This window comes from Massilia sp. LjRoot122 (genome assembly GCF_964252725.1).
GTDB lineage: Bacteria > Pseudomonadota > Gammaproteobacteria > Burkholderiales > Burkholderiaceae_D > Telluria.
The window spans coordinates 4,747,565-4,773,166 of the sequence record NZ_CAXUPB020000001.1 but is presented as its reverse complement, the minus strand read 5'-3'; the positions used below and the strand labels follow the sequence as shown (position 1 = coordinate 4,773,166).

19 protein-coding genes are annotated in these 25,602 nt (G+C 66.1%); 14 read left to right on the top strand and 5 right to left on the bottom strand.

Annotated elements, in window-relative coordinates; all coding sequences use genetic code 11:
* Positions 1-20: 20 nt before the first annotated feature.
* The 4 genes from metX (at position 21) to ACSQ25_RS20945 (ending at position 3,730) form a co-directional block, all read left to right on the top strand.
* A complete protein-coding gene (metX, locus tag ACSQ25_RS20960) occupies positions 21-1,139 on the top strand; it encodes a homoserine O-succinyltransferase MetX (protein WP_436108116.1) in 1,119 nt (372 codons plus the stop codon).
* Positions 1,136-1,753: a methionine biosynthesis protein MetW gene (gene metW, locus ACSQ25_RS20955; RefSeq protein ID WP_436107597.1), complete on the top strand. Its 618-nt coding sequence runs from the start codon at positions 1,136-1,138 to the stop codon at positions 1,751-1,753. Before metX ends, metW begins: the two co-directional genes overlap by 4 nt.
* Before the next feature lie 136 nt (positions 1,754-1,889).
* Complete coding sequence (locus ACSQ25_RS20950) at positions 1,890-2,795, top strand: M48 family metallopeptidase (protein WP_436107596.1); 906 nt, start codon at positions 1,890-1,892, stop codon at positions 2,793-2,795.
* Entirely contained in the window at positions 2,795-3,730 is a 936-nt protein-coding gene (locus tag ACSQ25_RS20945; RefSeq protein ID WP_436107595.1) for a pseudouridine synthase, read from the top strand. Before ACSQ25_RS20950 ends, ACSQ25_RS20945 begins: the two co-directional genes overlap by 1 nt.
* 18 nt (positions 3,731-3,748) lie before the next feature.
* On the opposite strand, the gene ACSQ25_RS20940 is transcribed toward ACSQ25_RS20945, so the two are convergent.
* The gene (locus tag ACSQ25_RS20940; protein WP_436107594.1) at positions 3,749-9,235 is read right to left on the bottom strand and encodes an Ig-like domain-containing protein; all 5,487 of its coding nucleotides are present in this window, start codon (positions 9,233-9,235) and stop codon (positions 3,749-3,751) included.
* Between the two features lie 227 nt (positions 9,236-9,462).
* A complete protein-coding gene (locus tag ACSQ25_RS20935; RefSeq protein ID WP_436107593.1) occupies positions 9,463-10,233 on the bottom strand; it encodes an exodeoxyribonuclease III in 771 nt (256 codons plus the stop codon).
* 94 nt (positions 10,234-10,327) lie between these two features.
* Here ACSQ25_RS20935 and ACSQ25_RS20930 point away from each other — a divergent pair, with 94 nt between their 5' ends.
* The 3 genes from ACSQ25_RS20930 to ACSQ25_RS20920 all read left to right on the top strand — a co-directional run bounded on the left by ACSQ25_RS20930 (position 10,328) and on the right by ACSQ25_RS20920 (position 14,414).
* The gene (locus tag ACSQ25_RS20930; protein WP_436107592.1) at positions 10,328-12,976 is read left to right on the top strand and encodes an ATP-binding protein; all 2,649 of its coding nucleotides are present in this window, start codon (positions 10,328-10,330) and stop codon (positions 12,974-12,976) included.
* Between the two features lie 62 nt (positions 12,977-13,038).
* The gene (gene pyrE / locus ACSQ25_RS20925) at positions 13,039-13,698 is read left to right on the top strand and encodes an orotate phosphoribosyltransferase (RefSeq protein WP_436107591.1); all 660 of its coding nucleotides are present in this window, start codon (positions 13,039-13,041) and stop codon (positions 13,696-13,698) included.
* Positions 13,699-13,700: 2 nt separating this feature from the next.
* Entirely contained in the window at positions 13,701-14,414 is a 714-nt protein-coding gene (locus ACSQ25_RS20920; RefSeq protein WP_436107590.1) for a DUF6624 domain-containing protein, read from the top strand.
* A gap of 64 nt (positions 14,415-14,478) precedes the next feature.
* Here the strand turns inward: ACSQ25_RS20920 and gatB are convergent, their stop codons facing one another.
* Genes gatB through gatC form a run of 3 tightly spaced genes read right to left on the bottom strand, consistent with a single transcriptional unit; the run spans position 14,479 to position 17,778 of the window.
* Entirely contained in the window at positions 14,479-15,957 is a 1,479-nt protein-coding gene (gatB, locus tag ACSQ25_RS20915) for an Asp-tRNA(Asn)/Glu-tRNA(Gln) amidotransferase subunit GatB (protein WP_436108115.1), read from the bottom strand.
* 15 nt (positions 15,958-15,972) lie between these two features.
* The gene (gatA, locus tag ACSQ25_RS20910) at positions 15,973-17,448 is read right to left on the bottom strand and encodes an Asp-tRNA(Asn)/Glu-tRNA(Gln) amidotransferase subunit GatA (protein WP_436107589.1); all 1,476 of its coding nucleotides are present in this window, start codon (positions 17,446-17,448) and stop codon (positions 15,973-15,975) included.
* 30 nt (positions 17,449-17,478) lie between these two features.
* Positions 17,479-17,778 (bottom strand): Asp-tRNA(Asn)/Glu-tRNA(Gln) amidotransferase subunit GatC, encoded by a 300-nt coding sequence (gene gatC / locus ACSQ25_RS20905; protein ID WP_436107588.1) that lies wholly within the window; start codon positions 17,776-17,778, stop codon positions 17,479-17,481.
* A gap of 308 nt (positions 17,779-18,086) precedes the next feature.
* Between gatC and ACSQ25_RS20900 the strand changes: the two genes are divergently transcribed.
* The 7 genes from ACSQ25_RS20900 to ACSQ25_RS20870 all read left to right on the top strand — a co-directional run bounded on the left by ACSQ25_RS20900 (position 18,087) and on the right by ACSQ25_RS20870 (position 25,531).
* The gene (locus ACSQ25_RS20900) at positions 18,087-19,130 is read left to right on the top strand and encodes a rod shape-determining protein (RefSeq protein WP_436107587.1); all 1,044 of its coding nucleotides are present in this window, start codon (positions 18,087-18,089) and stop codon (positions 19,128-19,130) included.
* 112 nt (positions 19,131-19,242) lie between these two features.
* Positions 19,243-20,367 carry a rod shape-determining protein MreC gene (gene mreC / locus ACSQ25_RS20895; RefSeq protein WP_436107586.1) on the top strand — a complete coding sequence of 375 codons (1,125 nt, stop codon included), beginning with the start codon at positions 19,243-19,245 and terminating at the stop codon, positions 20,365-20,367.
* Positions 20,367-20,885, top strand: a complete 519-nt coding sequence (gene mreD, locus ACSQ25_RS20890; RefSeq protein ID WP_436107585.1) for a rod shape-determining protein MreD — start codon at positions 20,367-20,369, stop codon at positions 20,883-20,885. The genes mreC and mreD overlap by 1 nt, the downstream gene beginning before the upstream one ends.
* Positions 20,886-20,907: 22 nt before the next feature.
* Positions 20,908-22,845 (top strand): penicillin-binding protein 2, encoded by a 1,938-nt coding sequence (gene mrdA, locus ACSQ25_RS20885; RefSeq protein WP_436107584.1) that lies wholly within the window; start codon positions 20,908-20,910, stop codon positions 22,843-22,845.
* Between the two features lie 2 nt (positions 22,846-22,847).
* Entirely contained in the window at positions 22,848-23,963 is a 1,116-nt protein-coding gene (rodA, locus tag ACSQ25_RS20880; RefSeq protein ID WP_436107583.1) for a rod shape-determining protein RodA, read from the top strand.
* An 18-nt stretch (positions 23,964-23,981) separates the two neighbouring features.
* A complete protein-coding gene (locus ACSQ25_RS20875; protein WP_436107582.1) occupies positions 23,982-24,989 on the top strand; it encodes a septal ring lytic transglycosylase RlpA family protein in 1,008 nt (335 codons plus the stop codon).
* Positions 24,990-24,994: 5 nt separating this feature from the next.
* Positions 24,995-25,531, top strand: a complete 537-nt coding sequence (locus ACSQ25_RS20870; RefSeq protein WP_436107581.1) for a DinB family protein — start codon at positions 24,995-24,997, stop codon at positions 25,529-25,531.
* The last annotated feature ends 71 nt before the right edge of the window (positions 25,532-25,602 follow it).

Here is a 25,602-nt window from a genome sequence, read left to right as displayed (position 1 = left end):
GAACAGTCACACCACAGGCGATGCACTTCGCCGAGCCGCTGCGCCTGCAAAGCGGCGCCAGCATCGGCGACTACACGCTGATGTACGAAACCTATGGGACCCTGAACGCCGACAAGTCGAACGCGGTCCTGATCTGCCACGCGCTGAACGCCTCGCACCACGTGGCAGGCACCTATGCCGACAAGCCCAAGAGCCTTGGCTGGTGGGACAACATGGTCGGACCGGGCAAGCCGGTGGACACCGACCGCTTCTTCGTGATCGGCGTGAACAACCTCGGCTCCTGCTTCGGCTCGACCGGCCCGATGCACGTGAATCCGGCCACCGGCAAGCCCTACGGCGCGGCCTTCCCGCTGCTGACGGTGGAAGACTGGGTCACGGCGCAGGCGCGCCTGGCCGACCGTCTCGGCGTCAACCAGTTCGCCGCCGTGATGGGCGGCTCGCTGGGCGGCATGCAGGCCCTGTCGTGGAGCATCATGTTCCCCGAGCGCCTGCGCCACTGCATCGTGATCGCCTCGACCCCGAAGCTGTCGGCCCAGAACATCGCCTTCAACGACGTCGCGCGCCAGGCCATCCTGACTGATCCGGACTACCACGGCGGCGACTTCTACGAGCACGGCGTGGTGCCGAAGAACGGCCTGAAGGTGGCGCGCATGGTCGGCCACATCACCTACCTGTCGAACGACGACATGGCGGAAAAATTCGGCCGCAAGCTGCGCAACGCGGCCGAGAGCGATGAATATGCCTTCGACTTCGGCATCGACTTCGAGATCGAGTCCTACCTGCGCTACCAGGGCGACAAGTTCTCGGAATACTTCGACGCGAATACCTACCTCATCATCACCAAGGCGCTCGACTACTTCGACCCAGCGCGTGCCCACGGCGGCGACCTGGCCAAGGCCCTGGCGGGAACCAGGGCGCAGTTCCTGCTCGCCTCGTTTACCACCGACTGGCGCTTCTCGCCGGAGCGCAGCCGCGAAATCGTCGATGCCCTCGTCTCCAACCGGCGCAAGGTGACCTACGCCGAGATCGACGCGCCGCACGGCCACGATGCCTTCCTGCTGGAAGACCCGCGCTACATGGGTGTGGTGCGCGCCTACTACGACCGGATCGCGGCGGAATTCGCAGGGGAGGCGGCATGAATTTCAAGGACCTGAACACCCTGCGTCCCGACCTGGCCTTCATCGCGGACTGGGTGCGCGACGGCGCCCACGTGCTGGACGTCGGCTGCGGCGACGGCGCCATGCTGCGCTATCTCGAGCTGGGCAAGAACTGCACCGGCTACGGCGTCGAGATCGCCGACGACAAGGTGCTGGAGAGCACCCAGCGCGGCATCAGCGTGATCCAGCACGACATGGAAGAAGGCCTGGACCTGTTCCGCGACAATGCCTTCGACATGGTGCTCTGCCTGTCCTCGCTGCAGATGATGCAGCACGTCGAGGCGCGCCTGCGCGACATCGTGCGCGTCGGCCAGGAAGCCATCGTCTCCTTCCCGAACTTCGCCTACTGGCCGCATCGCATCGCGCTGATCCGCGGCCGGATGCCGGTCTCGCGCTCGCTGCCTTACCAGTGGTTCGATACGCCGAACGTGCGTTACGCGACCATCCACGACTTCAAGGACCTGGCCGAGAAGTGCGGGCTGGAAGTGCTGGAATACGTGGCCCTGGCCGAGGGCAAGCCGGTCAGTTTCCTGCCCAACCTGCGCGGCAGCCTCGCGGTGTTTCGTCTGCGCAAGAGGACCGGTGCGACCGTTTAGGCCGGATTGGTAGCGCTTATGTGCGGTGGCGGCTTGTCGAGCCGGCCGTCATCCGCGATATTCAAGGCTATCGTGGTCTTCTTCCAGTTACTTTCTATGGAGATAGTGCTGCTAAGAACAGTCTATCAGTGACGAAATGACAAAACTCAAGCATTTGGCCGCCTGCCTGTCCCTGCTGGCCGCGGTCGGCACGGGCGGCATGAGCCCGGCCGTGGCCCAGGACGACCGCCAGACTACAGTCCAGGACGGGATCAAGGTCGAGCCGTTGTCGCGTGCGAACCGGTTTATTTCCGAAGAACAGCTCAACGAAGCAGCGGCGCAGCAGTACACGCAGATGATGGGCCAGGCGCAGCAGAAGGGCGTGCTGCTGCCGCCTTCGCACCCCGAGGTGCAGCGGCTGCGCGCCATCGCAAAACGCATCATTCCGCATACGCCGCGCTGGAACCAGAAGGCGACCCAATGGGAGTGGCAGGTCAATCTCATCGATACGAAGGACGTCAATGCCTTCTGCATGCCGGGCGGCCGGATCGGATTCTTCACCGGCATCCTGACCTCGCTGAAGCTGACCGACGACGAGGTCGCGGCCATCATGGGACATGAGGTCGCCCATGCGCTGCGTGAGCACAGCCGCGAAAAGATGGCCAAGCAGCTGGGGACCAATGTGGCTGCGCGCGTCGGCGGTGCCCTGGTCTCGGGCATCTTCGGGATCGATCCGGGAATCACGGGCACCTTCGCCAACTACGGCGCCCAGCTGGTCGGCCTGAAGTTCTCGCGCAACGATGAGCGCGAAGCCGACCTGGTGGGCCTGGACATCGCCGCCCGTGCCGGCTACGACCCGCGCGCCGGCATTGCCCTGTGGCGCAAGATGGCTGCCCTGGACAAGCGTGCCCCGATCGAGGTGCTTTCGACCCACCCGGGCGGCGAGAGCCGCATCAAGGACATGGAAGCGCACATGAACCTGCTGCTGCCGGTCTACGCACGCGCCAAGGGCACCACCGCCGCCAAGCTGCCGCCTTACCGGACCAACGTCGCCCTGCGTTGATGGGAAGCAGCCGGAAGGGCCGCCAGGCCGAAGCCAATGCCTACGTGCCGCTGCCGACCCGCGACGGCGTCGCGCCCAGCTACCTGTGGCTGCTTGAAACCCGCGCCGGCGGCATGCTGCGCTTCCTGGTGGAGCGTTTTCCCGACGTGTCCGAAGCCGCCTGGGCGCAACGCCTGGCGCGCGGCGAGATCGTCGACGCCAAAGGCCTGCCTTTGAACGCCGACAGTCCCGTACGGCAGGGCATGCGCATCTGGTACTACCGCGAGCTCGAACGGCCCGAGACCCCGATCCCGTTCCAGGAACGGGTGCTGTTCCAGGACGAGCACCTGCTGGTGGCCGACAAGCCGCACTTCCTGCCGACCATCCCGACCGGGCGCTTCCTGCACGAGACCCTGCTGGTGCGCCTGAAGAAGCAGTTCGATCTGCCGCACCTGGTGCCGATCCACCGGCTCGACCGCGAGACCGCGGGCGTGGTGATCTTCTCGCATAACCCGGCCTCGCGCGGGGCCTACCAGTCGATGTTCCAGAAGCGGGTGGTGAAAAAAGTCTACGAGGCGCTGGCGGGCACGATCGAGGGCAGGGAATTCCCGATCACCTACCGCAGCCGCATGCAGGATGCGGAGCAGTTCTTCGTAAGCGCGGAAGTGCCGGGCGAGCCGAATTCGGAAACCCTGATCGAGCTGATCGAACGGCGCGGCGTGGTGGCGCATTACCGGCTGCATCCGCACACGGGGCGCAAGCACCAGCTGCGCCTGCACCTGTCCGCGCTCGGCGCGCCGATCCTGAACGACGCTTTCTATCCGGTGGCCTTGCCATGCAAGGGCGACGACTTCAGCGCGCCCCTGCAGCTGCTGGCGCGCTCGATTGCCTTCGAGGATCCGCTCAGCGGCCAGCCGCGCCGCTTCGACAGCGGCTTCCGGCTCGACTGGCCCTAAGGCCAGCCAAACAAGACCCTAGAGCGTGAAGGTCCACTCCGGCATGCCGGTGATCTCGGCGAGGTTGCCGGCCAGGTCGGTGACGCTGCCGTTGGTCCACTGCATCTTCAGGAAGCCGTTGAGCGAGATATTGAAGCTCAGGACCTTGCCATCAACGATCTCCCAGCCGTTTCCTTTATCGTTGGCATCGTAAACGTCCGACAAAAGGATGCCCTGCAAGTCGAAATGGCCGTTTGGATGGAAGCTGATGGCCTCGTTGAAGCTCAGGTTGAAGCGGCGGCCGAGAAGGCTGCCGTCGAGGTCTGCGAGCGAAGGGCCGACGTTATCGATGGTCACGCTCAGTGGATCGGAATCGGGGCCCTGGTTGCCTGCCAGGTCGAACTGACGCAAGCGGAACTCGTGGATGCCGTCGGCGAGCGTGCTGCTGGTGATCGACCAGTTACCCGATGCATCTGCAATGGTGCGCCCGACTTCGGTGGAACCCGCGATCAGGGCGACGACGCTGTTTGCCAGGGCGCCGCTGCCGTTGAAGGTCGGCGTGCGGTCCTTGGTGATGTTGTCGGAAATCGAGACGCCGGTGTCGCTCGTCGCGTCCAGGTCCGGGGCGGTCAGCGCCGTCGTGAGCGCCGCGCTGTCGAGAACAAGCTTGAAGGCGCTCGATGCGGGGCTTTCGTTGCCGGCAGCGTCGAACTGCGTGGCTGTGAGGCTGTAGCTCTTTTCGGCGGTGAGCTTGCCGGGAGCGATGGCGATGCTCCATGTGCCGGCTTCGCTGCTTACCGTCCGGCCGACTTCCATACCGTCGACGTATAGCGCAATATCGGCGTTCGCCAGGACCCTGCTGCCGGTGAAGGTCGGGGTAGGGTTGCTGGTGATGCCGTCGCTGTTCGAGGCGCCGGTGTCGCTGGCCGTGGCCAACAGCAGTTCAGGCGGGGCGGCGGGGGCGGTGGCGTCAACCGTCACGCTCAAGGGCGCCGAGGCGGAGCTGTTGTTGCCGGCCGCGTCGATCTGCTTGACGGTGAGCTGGTGCGCGCCGTCGGCCAGTTCCTTGCCTGCCTCCACAGCCACTTCCCAGTCGCCGTCGTCGTCGGCGTAGCCGAAGCCGAGCAGGGTAGTGCCCTCGTAGATCTCGATGCGCGCATGGGCCTCGGCGGTGGTACCGGCCAGGGTCGGGGTCTTGTCCTTGGTGACCAGGTCGAGCGTGCTGCCGGAGTTGCTGGCCGGTGCGAGCAGCGGCAGGTCCGGCGCTGCCGCCACGGTGTCGATGTCGATCCAGCTGCCGTAACCGCTGTCGTCATACAGGCCGCTGAACTCGATGTGCGCACTGTCCAGCAGGTTGCCCGACACGTCGGCGAAGCGTCCCACCAGCATCGACGTGTCGCTGATTCCGAGCTTGGCAATGTCCTGGCCGTCAGCGACGGTGTAGCTGAAGAGCGCCTCGTTGCCGCTGATGCCGGTGAAGGCGGCGCGCGCACCGTTGCTGAGGCCGAGCGACAGCTCGCTCGCGCCGGATTTCTCGACCTGTTCGTTGAAGCGGATCCGGAAGCTGATGGTTTCGCCGGCGCGGTAGCGATGGTCGCCGCTGACGATCGCCCGCACGGCGCTCGGCAGCACGCCGTTGTCGGTGCGGAAGGCGATCCCGTACTCGCTCATCGCATTGCCGGCGAGGTCGGTCAGCGTCGTCGGCAGCTGGACGCGGTAGTCGGTGAGCGCTTCCAGGTTGTGCTTGTCGGCGCCGATCGTCAGGCTGCGCTTGTCGCTCGACTGCGTGAAGTCGCCGAGCGCGATCTTCTGCTGCTTGCCGTTCGCGTCGACCAGCACCAGCATGTCGCCCTCGGCCGCTGCGATGTGCACCGCCTCGCTGAAGCTGATGACGATGTCGCCGTTGGGGTTGAAGTGAGCATCGCCGTCCGGGCTGGCCGCAACGGTCGGCCTGGTGCGGTCGACCGTGATCGACAGGGTCGGCGAGGCCAGGGTCTCGCCCAGGTGCGCGCTGAAGCCGTGCACGCCGTCGGCGAGCGAGGGTAGCGTGTAATTCCAGTCGCCGTTCGCGTCCGTGGTGACCTTGGTGAGGAAGGCGCCGTTGTGCTTCAGCGTGAGTGCCGTATTGGCGGGGCCTTTGCCGGCAATGCCGGGCTGGTCGAGCTGGGTCAGGCCGTCGCTGCTGGATATGCCGGTGTCGCTGGCGGCCGACATCACCGGAGCCGCCAGGCTGGTCGGCATGGGGGCCGCGATGGCGAGGGCGAGCGCGCTCGAGAGCGCGCTGACGTTGCCTGCGCGGTCCTGCTGGGTCACGGTGAGCTGGTGGGTGCCGGTGGACAGCGCGGTCGTCAGGACGGTATCCCAGTTGCCGTCGGCGTCGGCGGTGGCGCTGCCGACTTTGATGTCGCCTGCGTAGATCGCGATCGTGGCGTAGGCTTCGGCGCCGCTGCCGGTCAGGCGCGGCTGGGTGTCGGTCGTGGTGCCGGTGCCCGGGGCACTGGCCTCGCTGCCCGCATGCAGTTGCGGTGTGCCGGGCTTGTCTGCCTTGGTGTCGATGCCGATCGTCGTCTCCAACCAGTTGCCGTAGCCGCTGTCGGAGTACAGTCCGGTGAACTCGATGTGTGCGCTGTCCAGCAAATTGCCCGACACGTCGGCAAAGCGTCCCACCAGCATCGACGTGTCGCTGATTCCAAGCTTGGCAATGTCCTGGCCGTCAGCGACGGTGTAGCTGAAGAGCGCCTCGTTGCCGCTGATGCCGGTGAAGGCTGCGCGCGCACCGTTGCTGAGGCCGAGCGACAGCTCGCTCGCGCCGGATTTTTCGACCTGTTCGTTGAAGCGGATCCGGAAGCTGATGGTATCGCCGGCGCGGTAGCTGTGGTCGCCGCTGACGATCACCCGCACGGCGCTCGGCAGCGCGCCGTTGTCGGTGCGGAAGGCGATCCCGTACTCGCTCATCGCATTGCCGGCGAGGTCGGTCAGCGTCGTCGGCAGCTGGACGCGGTAGTCGGTGAGCGCTTCCAGGTTGTGCTTGTCGGCGCCGATCGTCAGGCTGCGCTTGTCGCTCGACAGCGTGAGGTCGCCGAGCGCGATCTTCTGCTGCTTGCCGTTCGCGTCGACCAGCACCAGCAGGTCGCCGTCGCCCTCGGCTGCTGCGATGTGCACCGCCTCGCTGAAGCTGATGACGATGTCGCCGTTGGGGTTGAAGTGAGCATCGCCGTCCGGGCTGGCCGCAACGGTCGGCCTGGTGCGGTCGACCGTGATCGATAGGGTCGGCGAGGCCACGGTCTCGCCCAGGTGCATGCTGAAGCCGTGCACGCCGTCGGCGAGCGAGGGAAGCGTGTAACTCCAGTCGCCGTTCGCGTCCGTGGTGACGTTGGTGAGGAAGGCGCCGTTGTGCTTCAGCGTGAGTGCCGTATTGGCGGGGCCTTTGCCGGCAATGCCGGGCTGGTCGAGCTGGGTCAGGCCGTCGCTGCTGGATACGCCCGTGTCGCTCGAGGCCGACATCACCGGAGCCGCCAGGCTGGTCGGCATGGGAGCCGCGATGGTGAGGGCGAGCGCGGACGACAGCGCGCTGACGTTGCCTGCGCGGTCCTGCTGGGTCACGGTGAGCTGGTGGGTGCCGGTGGACAGCGCGGTCGTCAGGACGGTATCCCAGTTGCCGTCGGCGTCGGCGGTGGCGCTGCCGACTTTGATGTCGCCTGCGTAGATCGCGATCGTGGCGTAGGCTTCGGCGCCGCCGCCGGTCAGGCGCGGCTGGGCGTCGGTCGTGCTGCCGTTGCCCGGGGCGCTGGCCTCGCTGCTCGCATGCAGCTGGGGTGTACCGGGCGTCGCGGCCACGGTGTCGATCGCCACCTTGGCGACTTTGCCGTCCGCGGTGCTCAAGCCCTCGTATTCGTCGTGTTCCTGCCAGAACACGTTGCCGGCGTCGTCGCGCACCTTGCCGTACAGCGTCCACGAAGGATCGGCGTAGTCCAGGTTGTCGATGTCGTCGCCTGCCTCGACGGTGTAGTTGAAGATCATTTCCTTGCCGTCGGCCGTCAGGCCCACGTACTTGGCGACCTTGCCGTTGTCGAGGTAGAGCTCAGGCACGGTACCCGCGTCCAGCTTGACTTTCTCGGTATAGCGCAGACGGAAATCGAGCACGTCGCCCTTGCCGTAGATACCGCTGCCGTTGGCGATGTACAGCTGCACCAGACGCGGCGCGGCCTTGTCCTGGTAGTCGCCGGCGGTGCTGAACGCGATCGCAGGGCCTGCGTAGCCGTTGCCCGCCAGGTCGGTCAGGCTGTCCGGCAGGGTGAGCGAATAACTGTTGCCGGTCGCCAGATTGTGCTCGGCCGGGGTCAGCGTCAGGGTCTTGCCGTCTTCCGAGAGCATGCTCTCGTTCATGTCGATCCAGCTGGTATTGCCGAAGCCGTCGACGATTTCGATCTCGCCCGAGGATTCGGCGTGGCCTGTCCAGTACATCGCTTCGTCGAAGCTGATCGTGATGGCCTTGGCCGCGTCGATCACGCCGCCCGGCTTCGACACGATGTCCGGCGCATCCTGCTCGACGATGATGGTCTTGCCGGCCACCAGGCTGCTGTGGCCGTCCAGGCCGACGATACGGGCCTGCACCGCGTTCTCGCCGATATTGAAGTGCTCGCCCTCTTCACCGGCGTAGTACCAAAAATAGGCGCCCGGCTCGTCGGTGCTTCCGACGATCTCGACCTTGGAAGCATGAATGGGTTTGCCGTTGATGACGAGCTCGATGAACTCATCGGGTTTCAGGGCGCCGTGAAGGATGCCGCCGACACCCATCGTGTCGTCGTTGCTGATGCCGTCCATGTCATCGGGGCCGGTATCCTCGAACATCTGGATGAGCGGATCGATGTAGGCCGCGACCAGGGTATCGACCAGGTAGGGTGGCGATTCCTCCACACCGGTGCCGTGGCTGCCATCGCCGGCGGTGACCCGGGCCATGTCGAGGCGCAGCACGTTGTCCGGCGCGTTGGTGGCGGCAGCGCCGCTCAGCGTCACTTTCCAGACCGTGCCGTCATCGTTCGACGCCAGTTCGCCGATGCCGGCATTGCCGGCGCTGAGCGCAGCGCGGTCGAGGTGCGGGACCGGCTTGCTGAAGGTGATCGTGGCGGTGATGTCCTGGCCGGACTTCAGGCTGGCGCCGTCCAGCGCGATGTCGGCGCCGAAGACGGGAGGCGGCTCGACCACCACGGCCGGCGTGGTGAAGGCCGCGCTGCCCGGGACGGTGAGGGCGGAGACGGACTGGCCGCCGCTGAGCAGCGTGCCTGCGCCCATGTAGACGTTCAGCTTGGCGCCCGGCGGCAGGCCGGCGGCGTCGAAGATGACGTGGGTGCCGCTGACCTGCACCTGGTCGAGCGACACCAGCTTGGTGAAGCTGGCGCCGACCACGCGCAGCGTGGGCTGGCCGGTGACGCGGTCGATGACGGTCTGCACCGCGCCGTCGGTGACGAAGATCGAACCGTTCCCCTTGGCCATCGCCGTTGCAAAGTTCAGGTCGATATGGGTCACTCCGTTGACCGTCTCAGCGGAGGTGGTCAGGAGGAGGGAAGAGGCGGGGAGAGTCGAGGTCGATGGCATGGCCGGCAAGCTTGTTGTTGTTCCGTTAACGGAACATTCTGATTAGAAAGTTACCAGACGGATAGTATCAACAAAAAGGCATGCCACTTCGCCAAAGCTGCCGAAATAGTGCAGATTTGCATCATTTCGACAGCGAATCCCCCTGGCGTGGGGGAGGATCAGAGATCGTAATCAATAATGAGTGGGGCGTGGTCGCTGAAGCGCTCGTCCTTGTAGATGGACACGGACTTGGCGCGCGCCGCGATGCCCGGGGTGGCGACGTGGTAGTCGATGCGCCAGCCCACGTTCTTGGCGTAGGCCTGGCCGCGGTTGCTCCACCAGGTGTAATCCGCGGCATCCGGCGCTACCACGCGGTGCACGTCCACCAGGCCGATTTCGTCGAAGATGCGCGTCATCCAGGCGCGCTCTTCCGGCAAGAAGCCCGAGTTCTTCTGGTTGCTCTTCCAGTTCTTGAGGTCGATTTCCTTGTGGGCGATGTTCCAGTCGCCGCAGATCACGACTTCACGGCCTTCCGCCTTCAGTTCCATGAGGTGCGGCAGGAATACTTCCATGAACCGGAACTTGGCCAGCTGGCGCTCCGGCGACGAGGAGCCGGACGGGCAGTAGACCGAGATGACGGTCAGCTTGCCGAAATCGCAGCGGGTATAGCGGCCTTCGGCGTCGAATTCCTGGCAGCCGAAGCCGATGCGCTTGTTGTCCGGCGCGACGCGGCCGTAGACGCCGGTGCCCGAGTAACCCTTCTTCTCGGCGTAGTGGAAGTGGCCGTGGTAGCCGTGCGGCGCGAGGAATTCCTCGGTCATGTCGGCTTCCTGCGCCTTCAGTTCCTGCACGCAGATGTAGTCGGCGGACTGGGTGGCGAGCCAGTTGAAGAAACCTTTTTTGTGGGCCGAACGGATGCCGTTCAGGTTGGCGGAGATAATTCTTGGCATGGATCTATCGAAATGTGAAGGCGGGCTGACGCGGCGCGGGCAGCATCGGAGCGCGACAGTGTAGCGTGTTTTGCCATGCCCCGGAATGGCGGGGTTGCGCAGAAGAAGCAATGCTACTTGTCAAAAAAGATGTCTGTTAAACTTCACACTTTGCGCAGGCCCTATCGACAGGAGTGGCTCCATCAAGACCGAAACCACGCTTCCGGACAGTGGCGCACGCCACACCGTCCGGTTCTACGACGACGAACGGCTGCTGCTGGCCGAGGTCGCCGCCTTCCTCGACACTGCGCTGGCCGCGGACGGCGCCGGACATGCTGCCGGACGCGGCGCCGGCATCGTCATCGCCACGCCTGCCCACCTTGCCGCCCTGCGCAGGCAGCTCGGCGCGGCCGCAGCGCGCGTACGCTTCCTCGACGCCGCCGACACGCTGTCGCGCTTCATGGTCGACGGCTGGCCGGACGAAAGCTTGTTCCGCGCCGTGATCGGACCGGTGCTGGCGCAGGCCGGCAGCAGGGGCGGGCCGGTGCACGCCTTCGGCGAAATGGTCGCCCTGCTGTGCATGGAAGGCTGCTACGATGCCGCGGTGCGGCTCGAGCAGCTGTGGAACCTGGTCGCCGCGGATTATCGCTTCGCCCTGTTCTGCGCCTATCCCTGGACCCTGTTCAAGGATGAGGCCCAGGCGCGTGCCTTCGAGCAGGTGTGCGCGGAACACCACTGCGCCCACGGGCACACGCCGGAAGGCCGGGACCACGACCTCAAGGACCGTGGGCTGGAGCATGTCAGGCTGGAACAGAAGGTCGCCGCCCTCGAAGCCGAGATGGCGCGCCTGCGCGAATCGGAGGAGGAGCTGCGCTGGCGCGAACGCGAACTGGCCGACTTCGTCGAAAACGCGGTCGAAGGCCTGCACCGCGTCGGGCCCGACGGCACCATCCTGTGGGCCAACCGCGCCGAACTGCAGATGCTCGGCTACCGCTGGGAAGAATACGTCGGGCGCCACATCGCCGAGTTCCACCTCGATGCCGAGGTCATCGACGACATCCTCGGGACACTGAAATCGGGCGGTACCCTGTACGACCGGCCGGCGCGCCTGCGCTGCAAGGACGGTTCGGTCAAGCAGGTCGTGATCCACTCCAACGGCTGTTTCGACGATGGCCGGCTGCGCTACACGCGCTGCTTCACGCGCGATGCGACCGAGCGCCACCAGCGCGACGCGGCGCTGGCCCAGCGCGATGCCATGCTGCTGAACGCCCCGGTGGCCGCGGCGCTGCTGGTGGGTCCCGAACTGCGCTTCCACCTTGCCAACCGGCGCTATTGCGAACTGGCGGGCCGCACCGACCTGGCCGGCAAGCGCTTCGGCGACTGCTTCCCCCAGCTGCGCGGCGGGCCCGTCGAACACGCCCTCGAGCAGGTATTCGAGACCGGCAAGCCATTCTGCGCCCAGGAACTGCGCATCGAGATTCGCAACGCCGCGGGCAAGCCCTGCGAGCGCTACTTCAGGTTCAGCCTGGAAGCGCTGGAAGATGCGCAGGGCGTGCGCGAGGGCGTCATTGTCGTGGTCGTCGAAGTGACCGAGCACGTGCACAACCGCCAGCAGATCGAGCATGCCCAGCGCGAGCGCGAGCGCATGCTGGCCGAGCTGAGCTCGGCCAACCAGGCCAAGGATGAATTCCTCGCGATGCTGGGGCACGAGCTGCGCAATCCGCTGTCGCCGATCGTCACCGCACTGCAGCTGATGCGCATGCGTGATGGGCATGGCGATGGCCAGGTGCGCCACGTGCGCGAGCGCGACATCATCCAGCGCCAGGTCGACCACCTGGTGCGGCTGGTGGACGACCTGCTCGACGTGTCGCGGGTCACGCGCGGCAAGATCGACCTGAAGCCCGAGCGCATCGCACTGGCGCAGGTGTTGGGCAAGGCGGTCGAGATGGCCAGCCTGCTGATCGAGCAGCGCCGGCACCGGCTCGAGGTCGAGATCGAGGACGGCCTGGAATGGGTCTGCGACCCGGTGCGCCTGGCGCAAGTGGTGTCGAACCTGCTGACCAACGCTGCCCGCTATACCGAGCCCGGCGGCCAGGTGCAGCTGCGCGCGCACCGCGACGGTGCCAGTGCAGTCGTGATCAGCGTGGCCGACAACGGCATCGGCCTGGCGCCCGAGATGCGCAGCCAGGTGTTCGACCTGTTCTTCCAGGGTAAGCGCAGCGTCGACCGTGCCGAAGGCGGGCTCGGGATCGGGCTGGCCCTGGTCAAGAACATCGTCGCCCTGCACGGCGGCACGGTCGAGGCCCGCAGCGAAGGGCGCGGCCGCGGCAGCGAATTCGTGGTACGCCTGCCGCTGGGCAGCGCGCCGGCAGTGCCGGCGGCGCCTGATACCGACGTGCCGGCAGTGCAGCGGCGCGTCCTGATCGTGGACGACAACGTCGATGGCGCCGAGACCCTGGGCAGCCTGCTGGCTGCGCTCGGCCACACGGTCGAGGTCTACCATGACCCGGTGGCGGCGCTGGCGGCCTTCGAGCGGCTGCAGCCCGAGGTCGCCCTGCTGGACATCGGCCTGCCGGTGCTGGACGGTTACCAGCTGGCCGCGCGCATCCGCGCGCTGCCGGGCGGCCAGGCATGCCGGCTGGTGGCGCTGACCGGTTATGGACAGGAAGCGGACCGGGCGCGCAGCCAGGCCGGCGGCTTCGAGCGCCACCTGGTCAAGCCGATCAGCCCGGGCGATGCGGCGCGGGTGGTGGCGGGCGGCTAGACCCTGTTCCGGCCGATCCTGGGCACAGGTACAATACCGCCTTTCTGATCAAGGGGGAACGCATGAGCGATCTGCGCCAGGAATTTATTGCATTTTCGGTCAAGGCCGAAGTATTGAAATTCGGTCAATTCACGACCAAGGCAGGGCGCCAGTCGCCATACTTCTTCAACGCCGGCCTGTTCCATGACGGCGCGACGCTGGGCCGGCTGGCACAGTTCTACGCGCAGACGCTGCTGGATTCCGGCGTCGAATTCGACATGCTGTTCGGCCCGGCCTACAAGGGCATCACCCTGGCGTCGGCAACCGCGGTGGCGCTGGCCGCCAAGGGCCGCGACACGGCGTTCGCCTACAACCGCAAGGAAGCCAAGGACCACGGCGAGGGCGGCACCATCGTCGGCGCCAAGCTGGCGGGCAAGGTCGTGATCATCGACGACGTGATCTCGGCCGGCACCTCGGTGCGCGAATCGGTGGACATGATCCGCGCCGCGGGCGCCGAGCCGGCGGCGGTGCTGATCGCACTCGACCGCATGGAGCGTTCGGGCAAGGATGGCGCGCTGTCGGAACACTCGGCGGTGCAGCAGGTGTCGAAGGAATTCGGCATCCCGGTGATCTCGATCGCCAACCTGGACGACCTGTTCACTTACCTGTCGAACGATGCCGGCGCCGAGCTCGGCGCGCACAAGGACGCCGTCGCCGCCTACCGCGCGCGCTACGGAGTCTGAGCATGGGCGTCTGGAACATGAAGCATTCCGCCTGCGCGGCGCTGCTGTGCGCGGCCTTCAGCGCCTCGGCCTGGGCCGCCGACGCTGCCGTAGCGGCCAACTGCCCGGGCGTGAGCGCCTGGTACGCCGCCCATCCGAACGAGACCGACGAAGCGCTGGCGAAGCGCGACGCCGCGCGCAGCTTCACCGATCCGCAACTGCGCGCCGAACTGGCCGCCCGTGCCGCCCGCGACCAGCAGGCGCGCCTGGCGATGGTGAAGGCGGCCCGCAAGGACTGGGGCCCGCGCCGCGAGGTGGCGGCGATCGACGAAGAGAACGTCAAGTGGCTGTTCGAACTGGTGCGCAGCAAGGGCTTCCCGACCGCGGCCCAGGTGGGCGAGCAGGGCGTGCACGACGCCTGGCTGCTGGCGCTGCACGCCGACCGCGCCCCGAAGTTCCAGCAATCGCTGGTGCCGGTGCTGGACCAGCGCCGCGTGGACGGCGAACTGTCCGGCAGCGACATGGCGCGCTACGTCGACCGGCTGTTGGAAGCGCAGGGCAAACCCCAGCGTTTCGGCACCCAGTCCTCCGACAACTTCGCCGGCAGCCATCTCGGCCTGCCGAACGCCGAGAGCCTGCGCGAGGTCGAGGCGAACCGCCGCGAATTCGAGCTGATGCCGCTGGCCGACTACGTCTGCATGATGAAGGAAGAGCGCAAAGAGGCCAAAGGCCGCTAAAGCAAGGCCGACGGGCACGAAAAAGCCGGAGCGTGCTCCGGCTTTTTCATTGCAGCCTGCCGGATCAGCCGGCCAGCTTCTGCTTCAGCAGCTCGGTCACCTGGGCCGGATTGGCCTTGCCCTTCGAGGCCTTCATGGTCTGGCCGATCAGGGCGTTGATCGCGGCTTCCTTGCCGGCGCGGTACTGCTCGACCGACTTGGCGTTGGCGGCCAGGACTTCGTCGACGATCGCTTCCAGCGCGCCCGTGTCTGAAATCTGCTTCAGGCCCTTCTGCTCGATCACGGTATCGGCCAGACCGGCGTCATCCGATTTCGCTTCCCACATGGCGGCGAAGACTTCCTTGCCGGCCTTGTTCGAGATGGTGCCGTCGGCGATGCGCTTGAGCAGCAGCGCGAGCTGGGCGGCGGACACCGGCGACTGGTCGAGTTCCACGCCTTCGCGGTTCAGGGTCGACGAGACGTCGCCCATCATCCAGTTCGCCGCCGCCTTGGCGTTTTCCTTGCCGGCCGCAGCCACCACGGCTTCGTAGTAGGTCGCCATCGCCTTCGAGGAGGTCAGCACCAGGCTGTCGTACTCCGGCAGGCCGTAGTCGCCGGTGAAGCGCGCGCGCAGGGCGCCCGGCAGTTCCGGCATGTCGGCTTGCACGCGCTCGATCCAGTCCTGGCCGATCACCAGCGGCGGCAGGTCCGGATCCGGGAAGTAGCGGTAGTCCTGCGCGTCTTCCTTGGTGCGCATGGAGCGGGTTTCCTTCTTGTCCGGATCCCACAGGCGGGTCGCCTGGATCACCTTGCCGCCGTCTTCGATCAGCTCGATCTGGCGCCGCACTTCGTAGTGGATGGCTTCTTCCATGAAGCGGAAGGAGTTCAGGTTCTTGATCTCGCAGCGGGTGCCGAATTCCTTCTGGCCCATCGGGCGCACCGAGACGTTGACGTCGCAGCGGAAGCTGCCTTCCTGCATGTTGCCGTCGCAGACGCCCAGCCAGACCACCAGCGAGTGCAGGGCCTTGGCATAGGCCACCGCCTCATTCGCGCTGCGCATCTCCGGCTCCGAGACGATCTCGAGCAGCGGCGTGCCGGCGCGGTTCAGGTCGATGCCGCTCATGCCGGCATAGTCTTCGTGCAGCGACTTGCCGGCGTCTTCCTCGAGGTGGGCGCGGGTCAGGTTGACGGTTTTCGTTTCCAGCTTGCCGTCCTTCTCGTAGGCGAAGCTGATGGTGCCGCCCTGGACCACCGGGTCCTCGAACTGGCTGATCTGGTAGCCCTTCGGCAGGTCGGGGTAGAAGTAGTTCTTGCGGGCGAAGACCGACTGCGGTGCGATCTTGGCGCCCACGGCCAGGCCGAAGCGGATTGCGCGCTCGACGGCGCCGCGGTTCAGGACCGGCAGCACGCCCGGCAGCGCCAGGTCGACCGGGCTGGCTTGCGTGTTCGGCTCGGCGCCGAAACGGATCGAGCTGCCGCTGAAGATTTTCGAGTTGGTCGTGAGCTGCACGTGGTTCTCAAGACCGATGACGACTTCCCATTGCATGGTGTGTTCTCTCTGTATTCTGTGCTTGTGGGCTTACACGCCTTCCGGCGCGCGCTGGTGCCAGTCGGTCACCTGCTGGTACTGGTGCGCGATGTTCAGCAGCTTCGCTTCGGCGAAGTAGTTGCCGATGATTTGCAGGCCGACCGGGCGCTTGGCGTTCTTTTCACCCTGGCCGAAACCGACCGGGATCGACATGCCCGGCAGGCCCGCCAGGCTGGTCGACAGCGTGAAGATGTCGGCCAGATAGTTGGCCACCGGGTCGTTGGCCTTGGCGCCCAGGTCCCAGGCCACCGTCGGGGCCACCGGGCCCATGATCACGTCGCATTTGTCCGCGAACGCGGCCTGGAAGTCGTCGGCGATCAGGCGGCGGATCTTCTGCGCCTGCACGTAGTAGGCGTCGTAGTAGCCATGGCACAGCACGTAGGTGCCGACCATGATGCGGCGCTGCACCTCGCGGCCGAAGCCTTCGGCGCGGGTTTTGCGGTACATGTCCTGCAGATCCTTGTACTCGCTGGCGCGGTGGCCGTAGCGCACGCCATCGAAGCGCGACAGGTTCGACGAGGCCTCGGCCGGGGCGATGATGTAGTAGGTCGGGATCGACAGCGCGGTCTTCGGCAGGGAGATCTCGACCAGCGAGGCGCCCAGCTTCACGAATTCGTCCAGCGCCGCGCGCACCGCCTGCTCGACGTCTGCCGCCAGGCCTTCACCGAAGTATTCCTTCGGCACACCGATGCGCAGCCCGTTCAGGGGCTTGTTCAGGTCGCGGGTGTAGTCCTCGGCCACGTTGCCCTGCTCGACCGTCAGGCTGGTCGAGTCGCGCTCGTCGAAGCCGATCATCTCGTTCAGCAGCAGGGCGCAGTCCTCGGCGGTCTGGGCGATCGGGCCGCCCTGGTCGAGCGAGGAGGCGAAGGCGATCATGCCGAAGCGCGACACGCGGCCGTAGGTCGGCTTGATGCCGGTGACGCCGCAGAAGGCGGCCGGCTGGCGGATCGAGCCGCCGGTGTCGGTTGCGGTGGCGGCCGGCGCCAGGCGCGCGGCGATCGCGGCGGCCGAGCCGCCCGAGGAGCCGCCTGGCACCGCCAGCGGATCCCAGGGGTTCTTCACCGCGCCGAAGGCCGAGTTCTCGTTGGCCGAGCCCATCGCGAATTCGTCGAGGTTGACCTTGCCCAGGGTGACCATGCCGGCCTTTGCGAAGCGCTCGACCACGGTCGCGTCGAACGGGCTTTCATAATTGGCCAGCATTTTGGAGCCGGCTGTGGTGCGCCAGCCACGGGTGACGAAGATGTCCTTGTGCGCGATCGGCACGCCGGTCAGCGGACCGGCCGTGCCGGCGGCGATGCGGGCGTCGGCGCCGGCGGCCTGGGCCAGGGTGCGCTCGCGGTCCAGGTGCAGGAAGGCGTTGTGGCTGCTCGCCTCGATGCGGTCGAGGTAGTGGCTGGTCAGTTCGACGCTCGACACCTGCTTCGATTGCAGGAGCGCGGACAGCTCTTTGATGGTCTTGTTGTGCATGGTCGTTGTTCTGGAAGCGGTTTGCGTGGATTACTCGATGACCTTCGGCACCAGGTACAGGCCGTCCTGCGCCTTCGGCGCCGGGGCCTGGTAGTCCTCGCGGCGGTTCTCTTCGGTCACCACGTCGTCGCGCAGGCGCAGCGGCATGGCCATGATGCTCGCGAGCGGCTGCGACAGTGGCGCAACGCCGGTCGTGTCCACCGCCTGCATCTGCTCGGCCAGGGCGAAGATGCCGTTCAGCTCGGCCAGCGCGATCTCCGCGTGGGCTTCGTCCATCTCGAGCTGCGCCAGGTTGGCGATGCGTTTTACGTCTGAAAGTGTCAGGGACATGGCAATGGGCGCGGCGGGGCCGCGTGATAAATGTGGTTGGGCTGTTAATGAAAGTTGGCAAGCGGTCAGCGAACGGCGCGCTACGTCCGATAAAACCTTGGTAACACCGTCGATCTCGCCTTTGAATTGGGGGGTAAAACCACCCGTTTTCAGCATTTAATCGACAAATTATAAGGTAGAATGGCGGGCTAATGCGCTGTCGGGCTGAAAGCTAGTCCGCCGCAGGAAAGACCGCGATGCATTCGCAGACGCGGCGAAGACAAACCGATCAATTTTCATGCGCGACTCCACGCGCCATCAGGACACCCATGTTTGGTTCTTTACGCAGCTACTTCTCGAATGACCTGGCGATCGACCTCGGTACCGCCAACACCCTGATCTACGTGCGCGGCCTGGGCATCGTGCTGGACGAGCCGTCGGTCGTCGCGATCCGCCAGGAGGGCGGCCCGAACGGCAAGAAGACCATCCAGGCGGTCGGCAAGGAAGCCAAGCAGATGCTGGGCAAGGTGCCGGGCAACATAGAGGCCATCCGCCCGATGAAGGACGGCGTGATCGCCGACTTCACCGTCACCGAGCAGATGCTCAAGCAGTTCATCCGCATGGTCCACGATTCGAAGTTCTTCCGGCCGTCGCCGCGCATCATCATCTGCGTGCCCTGCGGTTCGACCCAGGTCGAACGCCGCGCGATCCGCGAATCGGCCCTCGGCGCCGGCGCCTCGCAGGTCTACCTGATCGAAGAGCCGATGGCGGCCGCGATCGGCGCCGGCCTGCCGGTCTCGGACGCGACCGGCTCGATGGTGGTCGACATCGGCGGCGGCACCACCGAAGTGGGCATCATCTCGCTGGGCGGCATGGTCTACAAGGGTTCGGTGCGAGTCGGCGGCGACAAGTTCGATGAAGCCATCGTCAACTACATCCGCCGCAACTACGGCATGCTGATCGGCGAACAGACCGCCGAAGCGATCAAGAAGGCCATCGGTTCGGCCTTCCCTGGTTCCGAGATCAAGGAAATGGAAGTCAAGGGCCGCAACCTGTCGGAAGGCATCCCGCGTTCCTTCACCATCTCGAGCAACGAGATCCTGGAAGCCCTGACCGACCCGCTCAACAACATCGTCTCGGCAGTGAAGAACGGCCTGGAACAGGCTCCGCCGGAACTGGGCGCCGACATCGCCGAGAAGGGCATGATGCTGACCGGCGGCGGCGCGCTGCTGCGCGACCTCGACCGCCTGCTGATGGAAGAGACCGGCCTGCCGGTGCTGGTGGCCGAAGACCCGCTGACCTGCGTGGTGCGCGGTTCGGGCATGGCGCTCGAGCGCATGGACAAGCTCGGTTCCATCTTCTCCTACGAATAATCCATCACAGCGGCGCGGCCGATGCGACAGCGGGCAGGGCGTGCGGATGATCCCGCGCGCGTCTGCCCGCGTTGACATTCCGCGCACCGACTAGACAGGACGCCAATACGGCATGCAATACAGTCCTCCGCCGCTTTTCAAACAAGGTGCCCCGGCCCGGGTGAAGGCCATCGTCTTCGCCCTGATCTCGGTGGTGCTGCTGGTCGTCGATGCCCGCTACCAGACCCTGGCCTCGGTGCGCCAGGTGGCTGCCACCATTCTCTATCCCGTACAGATGGCCGCCCTGCTGCCGCGCGAGGCGCTCGGCAACATGGCCGGCTATTTCTCGTCGATTTCCTCGCTCCAGAAGGAAGTCCGCGAGCTCAAGACCCGCGAGCTGGCCCAGGCCCGCGTGCTGCAGCAGGCCCAGCTGCAAATGGCCGAGAACGCGCAGCTGCGCCGCCTGATGGATGCGAAGCAGCACCTGCCGGTCCAGGCCCAGATGACCGAGATCCTGTACGACGCGCGCGATCCCTCGACACGCCGCATCGTGATCGACCGCGGCTCGCGCCATGACGTCGTGCTCGGCCTGCCCGTGATCGACCATGCGGGCGTGGTCGGCCAGGTCACGCGCGTGTTCCCGTTCACGTCCGAGGTCACGCTCCTGACCGACAAGGAACAGGCGATTCCCGTGCAGGTGCTGCGCAGCGGCCTGCGCAGCATCGCCTACGGCCGCGGCCAGTCGGGCCTGCTCGATTTGCGCTTCGTGGTGGCGAACGCCGACATCCAGGTCGGCGACGTGCTCGTCACCTCGGGCCTGGACGGCATGTACCCGGCCGGCCTGGCGGTGGCCAAGGTGGTGCAGGTCGAGAACGTCGCCGCCGGCGCCTTCGGGCGCGTGGTCTGCCAGCCGCTGGCCGGGATCGACCGCAACCGCCAGCTCCTGATCATCATGTCGCAATCGCAGCTGCCGCCGCGCCCCAAGGCCGAGACCCAGAGCGCCGCCACCACCGCGCGCCGCAAGCTGCCGGACATGGCGCCGATCCCGGCACCGCCGCTGGCGCCGGCGCCGCTGCCGCCGCAGGGCCTGCCGCAACAGCCCGCGCAAGGCGTGGGCACCCCCGCCGCCGGTGCTGCCCAGCAGGCCACCGCGCCTGCCGTCGCCACCGTGCCGGTCCGTCCGGCTGCGGTGCAGGGACAGCCTGCCGCGCCCAGCGCGACCACCAACCCACGCCCGGCCACCAGGGAGGGCCAATAATGCCCGGTAACCGTCCCCATTACATCCTGCTGCCCGTCAGCCCGCTGTTCATCACCTTCAGCCTGGTCTGCGCCTTCATGCTCAACCTGCTGCCGCTGGGCCGCTGGGTCGGCGCCCCCGACTTCGTCGCGCTGGTGCTGGTGTTCTGGGGCATCCACCAGCCGCGCAAGGTCGGCATCGGCGTGGCCTTCGTGATGGGCCTGCTGATGGACGTGCACGACGCCAGCCTGCTGGGCGAGAATGCGCTCGCCTACACCTTGCTGTCCTACCTGGCCATCATGATCCACCGCCGCGTGCTGTGGTTCCCGGTGATGACCCAGGCCATGCACGTGTTCCCGCTGCTGCTGCTGGCGCAGGCGGTGCAGGCCTTCGTCCACTTCACGGCGTCGGGCCGCTTCCCGGGCCTGCTGCACTTCGCCGAGAGCGTGGTCGCCGTCGCCCTGTGGCCGGTGATTACCTGGCTGCTGCTGGCGCCGCAGCGCCGCGCCGTCGACCGCGACCATACCCGTCCGATCTGAGCCGACTGAGCTGTACCGCAGAATGACCGAATTCAAGGACAACGACCGCGAGATCCACCTGTTCCGCATGCGCCTCACGGCGCTGGTGGCGCTCGTCTTCATCTGCTTCGGCCTGCTGGTGGCGCGCTTCGTCTGGCTGCAGGTGCTGCGCCACGACCAGTTCGTGCTGCAGGCCGAGGGCAACCGCATCGCACTGGTGCCCGTCGTACCCAACCGCGGCCTGATCGTCGACCGCAACGGCGTGGTCCTGGCGCGCAACTACTCGGCCTACACGCTGGAGATCACGCCGTCCAAGCTGCAGGCCAACCTGGATTCCGTCATCGACGAGCTGTCCAAGCTGGTCGTCATCGAGCAGCGCGACCGGCGCCGCTTCAAGCGCCTGCTGGAAGAATCGCGCAGCTTCGCCAGCGTGCCGCTGCGCACCCGCCTGACCGACGACGAAGTGGCGCGCTTCACCGCGCAGCGCTTCCGCTTCCCGGGCGTGGAAGTGCAGGCGCGCCTGTTCCGCCAGTACCCGCTGGGCGAAACCGCCTCGCACGTGATCGGCTACATCGGCCGCATCAACCAGAAAGAGGCGGCGCGGCTGGAAGAGGACGGTCTGGATGCCAACTACAACGGCACCGAGCATGTCGGCAAGGAAGGCGTCGAGAAGAAGTACGAGAGCTACCTGCACGGCACCACCGGCTACGAACAGGTCGAGCGCACCGCCGGCGGGCGCGCCATCCGCACCCTGGCACGCACGGCGCCGACCCCGGGCAGCAACCTGATCCTGTCGATCGACATCGAGCTGCAGAAGATCGTCGAGGAAGCCTTCGGCGAGCACCGCGGCGCGCTGGTGGCGATCGAACCCGAGACCGGCGACGTGCTGGCCTATGTGTCGCGCCCGGGCTTCGATCCGAACCTGTTCGTGGACGGCATCGACAGCCAGAACTGGAACGAGCTGAATACTTCGCTCGACCGGCCGCTGATGAACCGGCCGCTGTCGGGCACCTATCCGCCGGGTTCGACCTTCAAGCCCTTCATGGCGCTGGCCGCGCTCGAGCTGGGCTTCCGCAAGCCGAACGACGGCATCCGCGACCCCGGCTTCTACGTGCTGGGCGGGCACCGCTTCAACGACGACAAGCCGGGCGGCCACGGCTACGTCGACATGTACAAGTCGGTGGTCGAATCCTGCGACACCTATTATTACCAGCTCGGCAACGAGATGGGCATCGATAACATCTCGAACTTCATGGGGCAGTTCGGTTTCGGCCATCCGACCGGCATCGACCTCGAGCACGAGAAGACCGGCGTGCTGCCGTCCAAGGAATGGAAGGCGAATCGCTTCCGCAAGAACCCGCGTGCCGGCAAGTGGGTGGGCGGCGACACCATCTCGATCTCGATCGGCCAGGGCTTCAACAACTACAGCATGATCCAGCTGGCACACGCGGTCTCGACCCTTGCCAACAACGGCGTGGTGATGAAGCCGCACCTGGTGAAGATGGTCGAGGACGGCGCCACCAAGCAGCGCAGCCTGACCGTGCCGAAGGAAACCCGGCGCATCCCGCTCAAGCAGGAGAACATCGATTTCATCAAGCACACCATGGTGGGCGTGACCCAGGAATCCTACGGCACCGGCCACCGGGCCTTCGCCAATGCCGGCTATATCTCGGCCGGCAAGACCGGCACCGCGCAGGTGATCGGCCTGAAAGGCCAGAAATACAACGCCAGCGCCATCGACGAGCGCCACCGCGACAATGCCCTCTACGTCGCGTTCGCGCCGGCGGACAAGCCGAAGATCGCGCTGGCCCTGATCGTCGAGAACGTCGGCTTCGGCGCGTCCTTCGCCGCGCCGATCGCGCGCAAGGCGCTCGACTACTACCTGCTGGGCAAGCGTCCGGCGCCGCCGAAGCCGAAAGACCCGCCGCCAGGCGCCGCGCCGAAAGCCGCACCGGCCGCTCCCGCCACTCGAAAGGAATAAGCATGGCACGCATTCCAGAACGCCGTTCGCTGCGGCGCCGCCTGCGTCCGTATTTCACCGTGTTCGACTGGCCGCTCGGCCTGGTGCTGTTCGTCCTGATGATGACCAGCGTGATCACCATGACCTCGGCGGGCGCCGAGTTCCCCGACCGCGTCGAGCACCAGATCCGTAACTTCATGCTGGCCTTCGGCATCATGTGGATCGCGGCCAACGTGCCGCCGCAGACCCTGATGCGGCTCGCCGTGCCGATCTATACGGTCGGGGTCACGCTGCTGATTGCGGTGGCGCTGTTCGGCATCATCAAGAAGGGCGCACGGCGCTGGCTCTACGTGGGCGTCGACATCCAGCCCTCGGAGATCCTGAAGATCGCGACGCCGATGATGCTGGCCTGGTACTTCCAGCAGCGCGCCAACGCCGCCACCTGGAAGAACTACGCCATCGCCGCCGTGATCCTCCTGGTTCCGTTCGCCCTGATCGCCAAGCAGCCCGACCTGGGCACTGCGCTGATGGTGGGCAGTTCCGGCTTCTACGTGATCTTCCTCGCCGGTCTGCCATGGAAGGCCCTGATCGCGCTGGGCCTGTCCGCCGCTGCCGCGATGCCGATCGCCTGGTCGATGCTGCACGACTACCAGCGCGACCGGGTGATGACGCTGATCGACCCGACTTCCGACCCGCTGGGCAAGGGCTTCCACATCATCCAGTCCGAGATTGCCATCGGTTCCGGCGGCGTGTTCGGCAAGGGCTATGGCCAGGGGACGCAGGGCGCCCTCGAGTTCGTTCCCGAGCAGACCACCGACTTCGTGTTCGCCGTGTATTCGGAAGAATTCGGCCTGGTCGGCAACCTGTTCCTGCTGTTCGTCTACCTGTTGCTGATCGGCCGTGGGCTGATGATCGCGGCAAATGCCCCGAACACCTTCTCGCGCCTGCTGGCCGGTGCGATCACGATGATGTTCTTCACTTATGCTTTCGTCAATATGGGCATGGTGATCGGCATCCTGCCCGTCGTCGGAGTTCCGCTACCTTTCATGAGCTATGGCGGAACAGCCTTTATTACGCTCGGTCTCGGCGCTGGTATATTGATGAGTATTCAAAGACATCGTAAACTGGTGCAGACGTAATGAAATAGGACGACACGAATGGCCGTTCCAAGAACACAACTTGCTACGGTCTTCGGCCTGGCATTGCTCGCAACGCAACTCGTCGGCTGTGGCACCACCGATTCCGGTGAGCGCAAGAGCCTGATCCCGCTGCCGTGGAAGCATCCCGCGGCAAAGCACACCGACGTGCCCAAGCTGCCGCCGCCCAATTCCGGGCGTGGCGGCTATTACAAGGACGACGGCCCCGGCCTTAATCCACCGGCCGGCCTGATGGACACCCCGGATGCGGTGGTCAAGGCCGAACCCTACGCCAAATGGGCCAACCGTCCTTACTCGGTGTTCGGCCAAACCTATACCCCGATCGTTCACCAGGACCCCTTCGTCCAGCGCGGCGTGGCCAGCTGGTACGGCGTCAAGTTCCATGGACAGAAGACCTCGTCGGGCGAGCTCTACGACATGTACAAGATGACGGCAGCGCATCCGACCCTGCCGATTCCCTCCTATGCGCGCGTCACGAGCGTCGAGACCGGCAAGTCCGTGGTGGTACGCATCAACGACCGCGGTCCCTTCCACGCCAGCCGCATCGTCGACGTCTCGTACACGGCGGCGCTCAAGCTCGGCCTGCTGGGCAAGGGCAGCCACCAGGTCGAGGTCGAACGCCTGTTCCCGAACGACCCCATCCGGATGGCGTCGGAACGCCGCAGCATCACCTCGGAGGCGCAATCGGCCCCGCCCGAGATCGCGGCGCTGATGTTGGAAGACCGGGTGCGCACCGACAGCGCGGCGGTGGCCCAGGTCGTGCCCAAGCTGGTGCCGCGCGGTAGCTTCTATGTCCAGCTCGGGTCCTACGGCCGCGCCGGCACCGCCGAAGCCATGAGCGGGCGCCTGCTCGATGCCGGCGTCGAAGTCGGCAAGCTCGAAGTGGTCAAGGTGGGGTCGCTGAACCGCCTGTACGGCGGACCCTTCGAAAGCCGCGAAGACGCCCTGGAGGCGGCGCGCGCGGTGCCGTCTTCCTTCGGTCTGAAGCCGATCGTCGTCAAGCGCTGACCAGCATGCCGATCCGGGAAGACATCGTTTTATTGGCGTCCTATAACGCGTCCATGAACGGCAGGCTCTATGCCGCTGCGGCAGCCTTGCCGAAGGATGCCTTGCTTGCCGACCGGGGCGCCTTCTTCGGGTCGCTCATCGGCACGCTGAACCATATCGTCGCCGGTGACACCATCTGGCTGCGCCGTTTCATGGGACATCCCGCGGATTTCGCTTCCCTGAAGGCGATGGCCGGCATTCCCGCTCCCGCCGGCCTCGCTCACCTGTATAGCGATGAGCTGGAGACGCTGCTGGAACACCGGGTGCGGCTGGATGGGATCATCCAGGCGCTCGCGGAGGAAGTATCCGATGCAGACCTGGCGCAAGCGCTCTCGTACAGGAACGCGCGTGGCGAATTCTCGAAGAACTTTGGAAGCCTGCTGCTGCACCTGTTCAACCACCAGACCCATCACCGCGGTCAGGCAAGCACGCTGCTGACGCAGGCGGGCGTCGACATCGGCGTTACCGATCTTCTCGAGTGGATCCCCGACCATACCGCATAGCGACACCAAGCCGTCCTGGCTAGCGCTCAAGAATCCGGTCTGAGCTGTCATGAACCGCCTTTGTCCTTGAA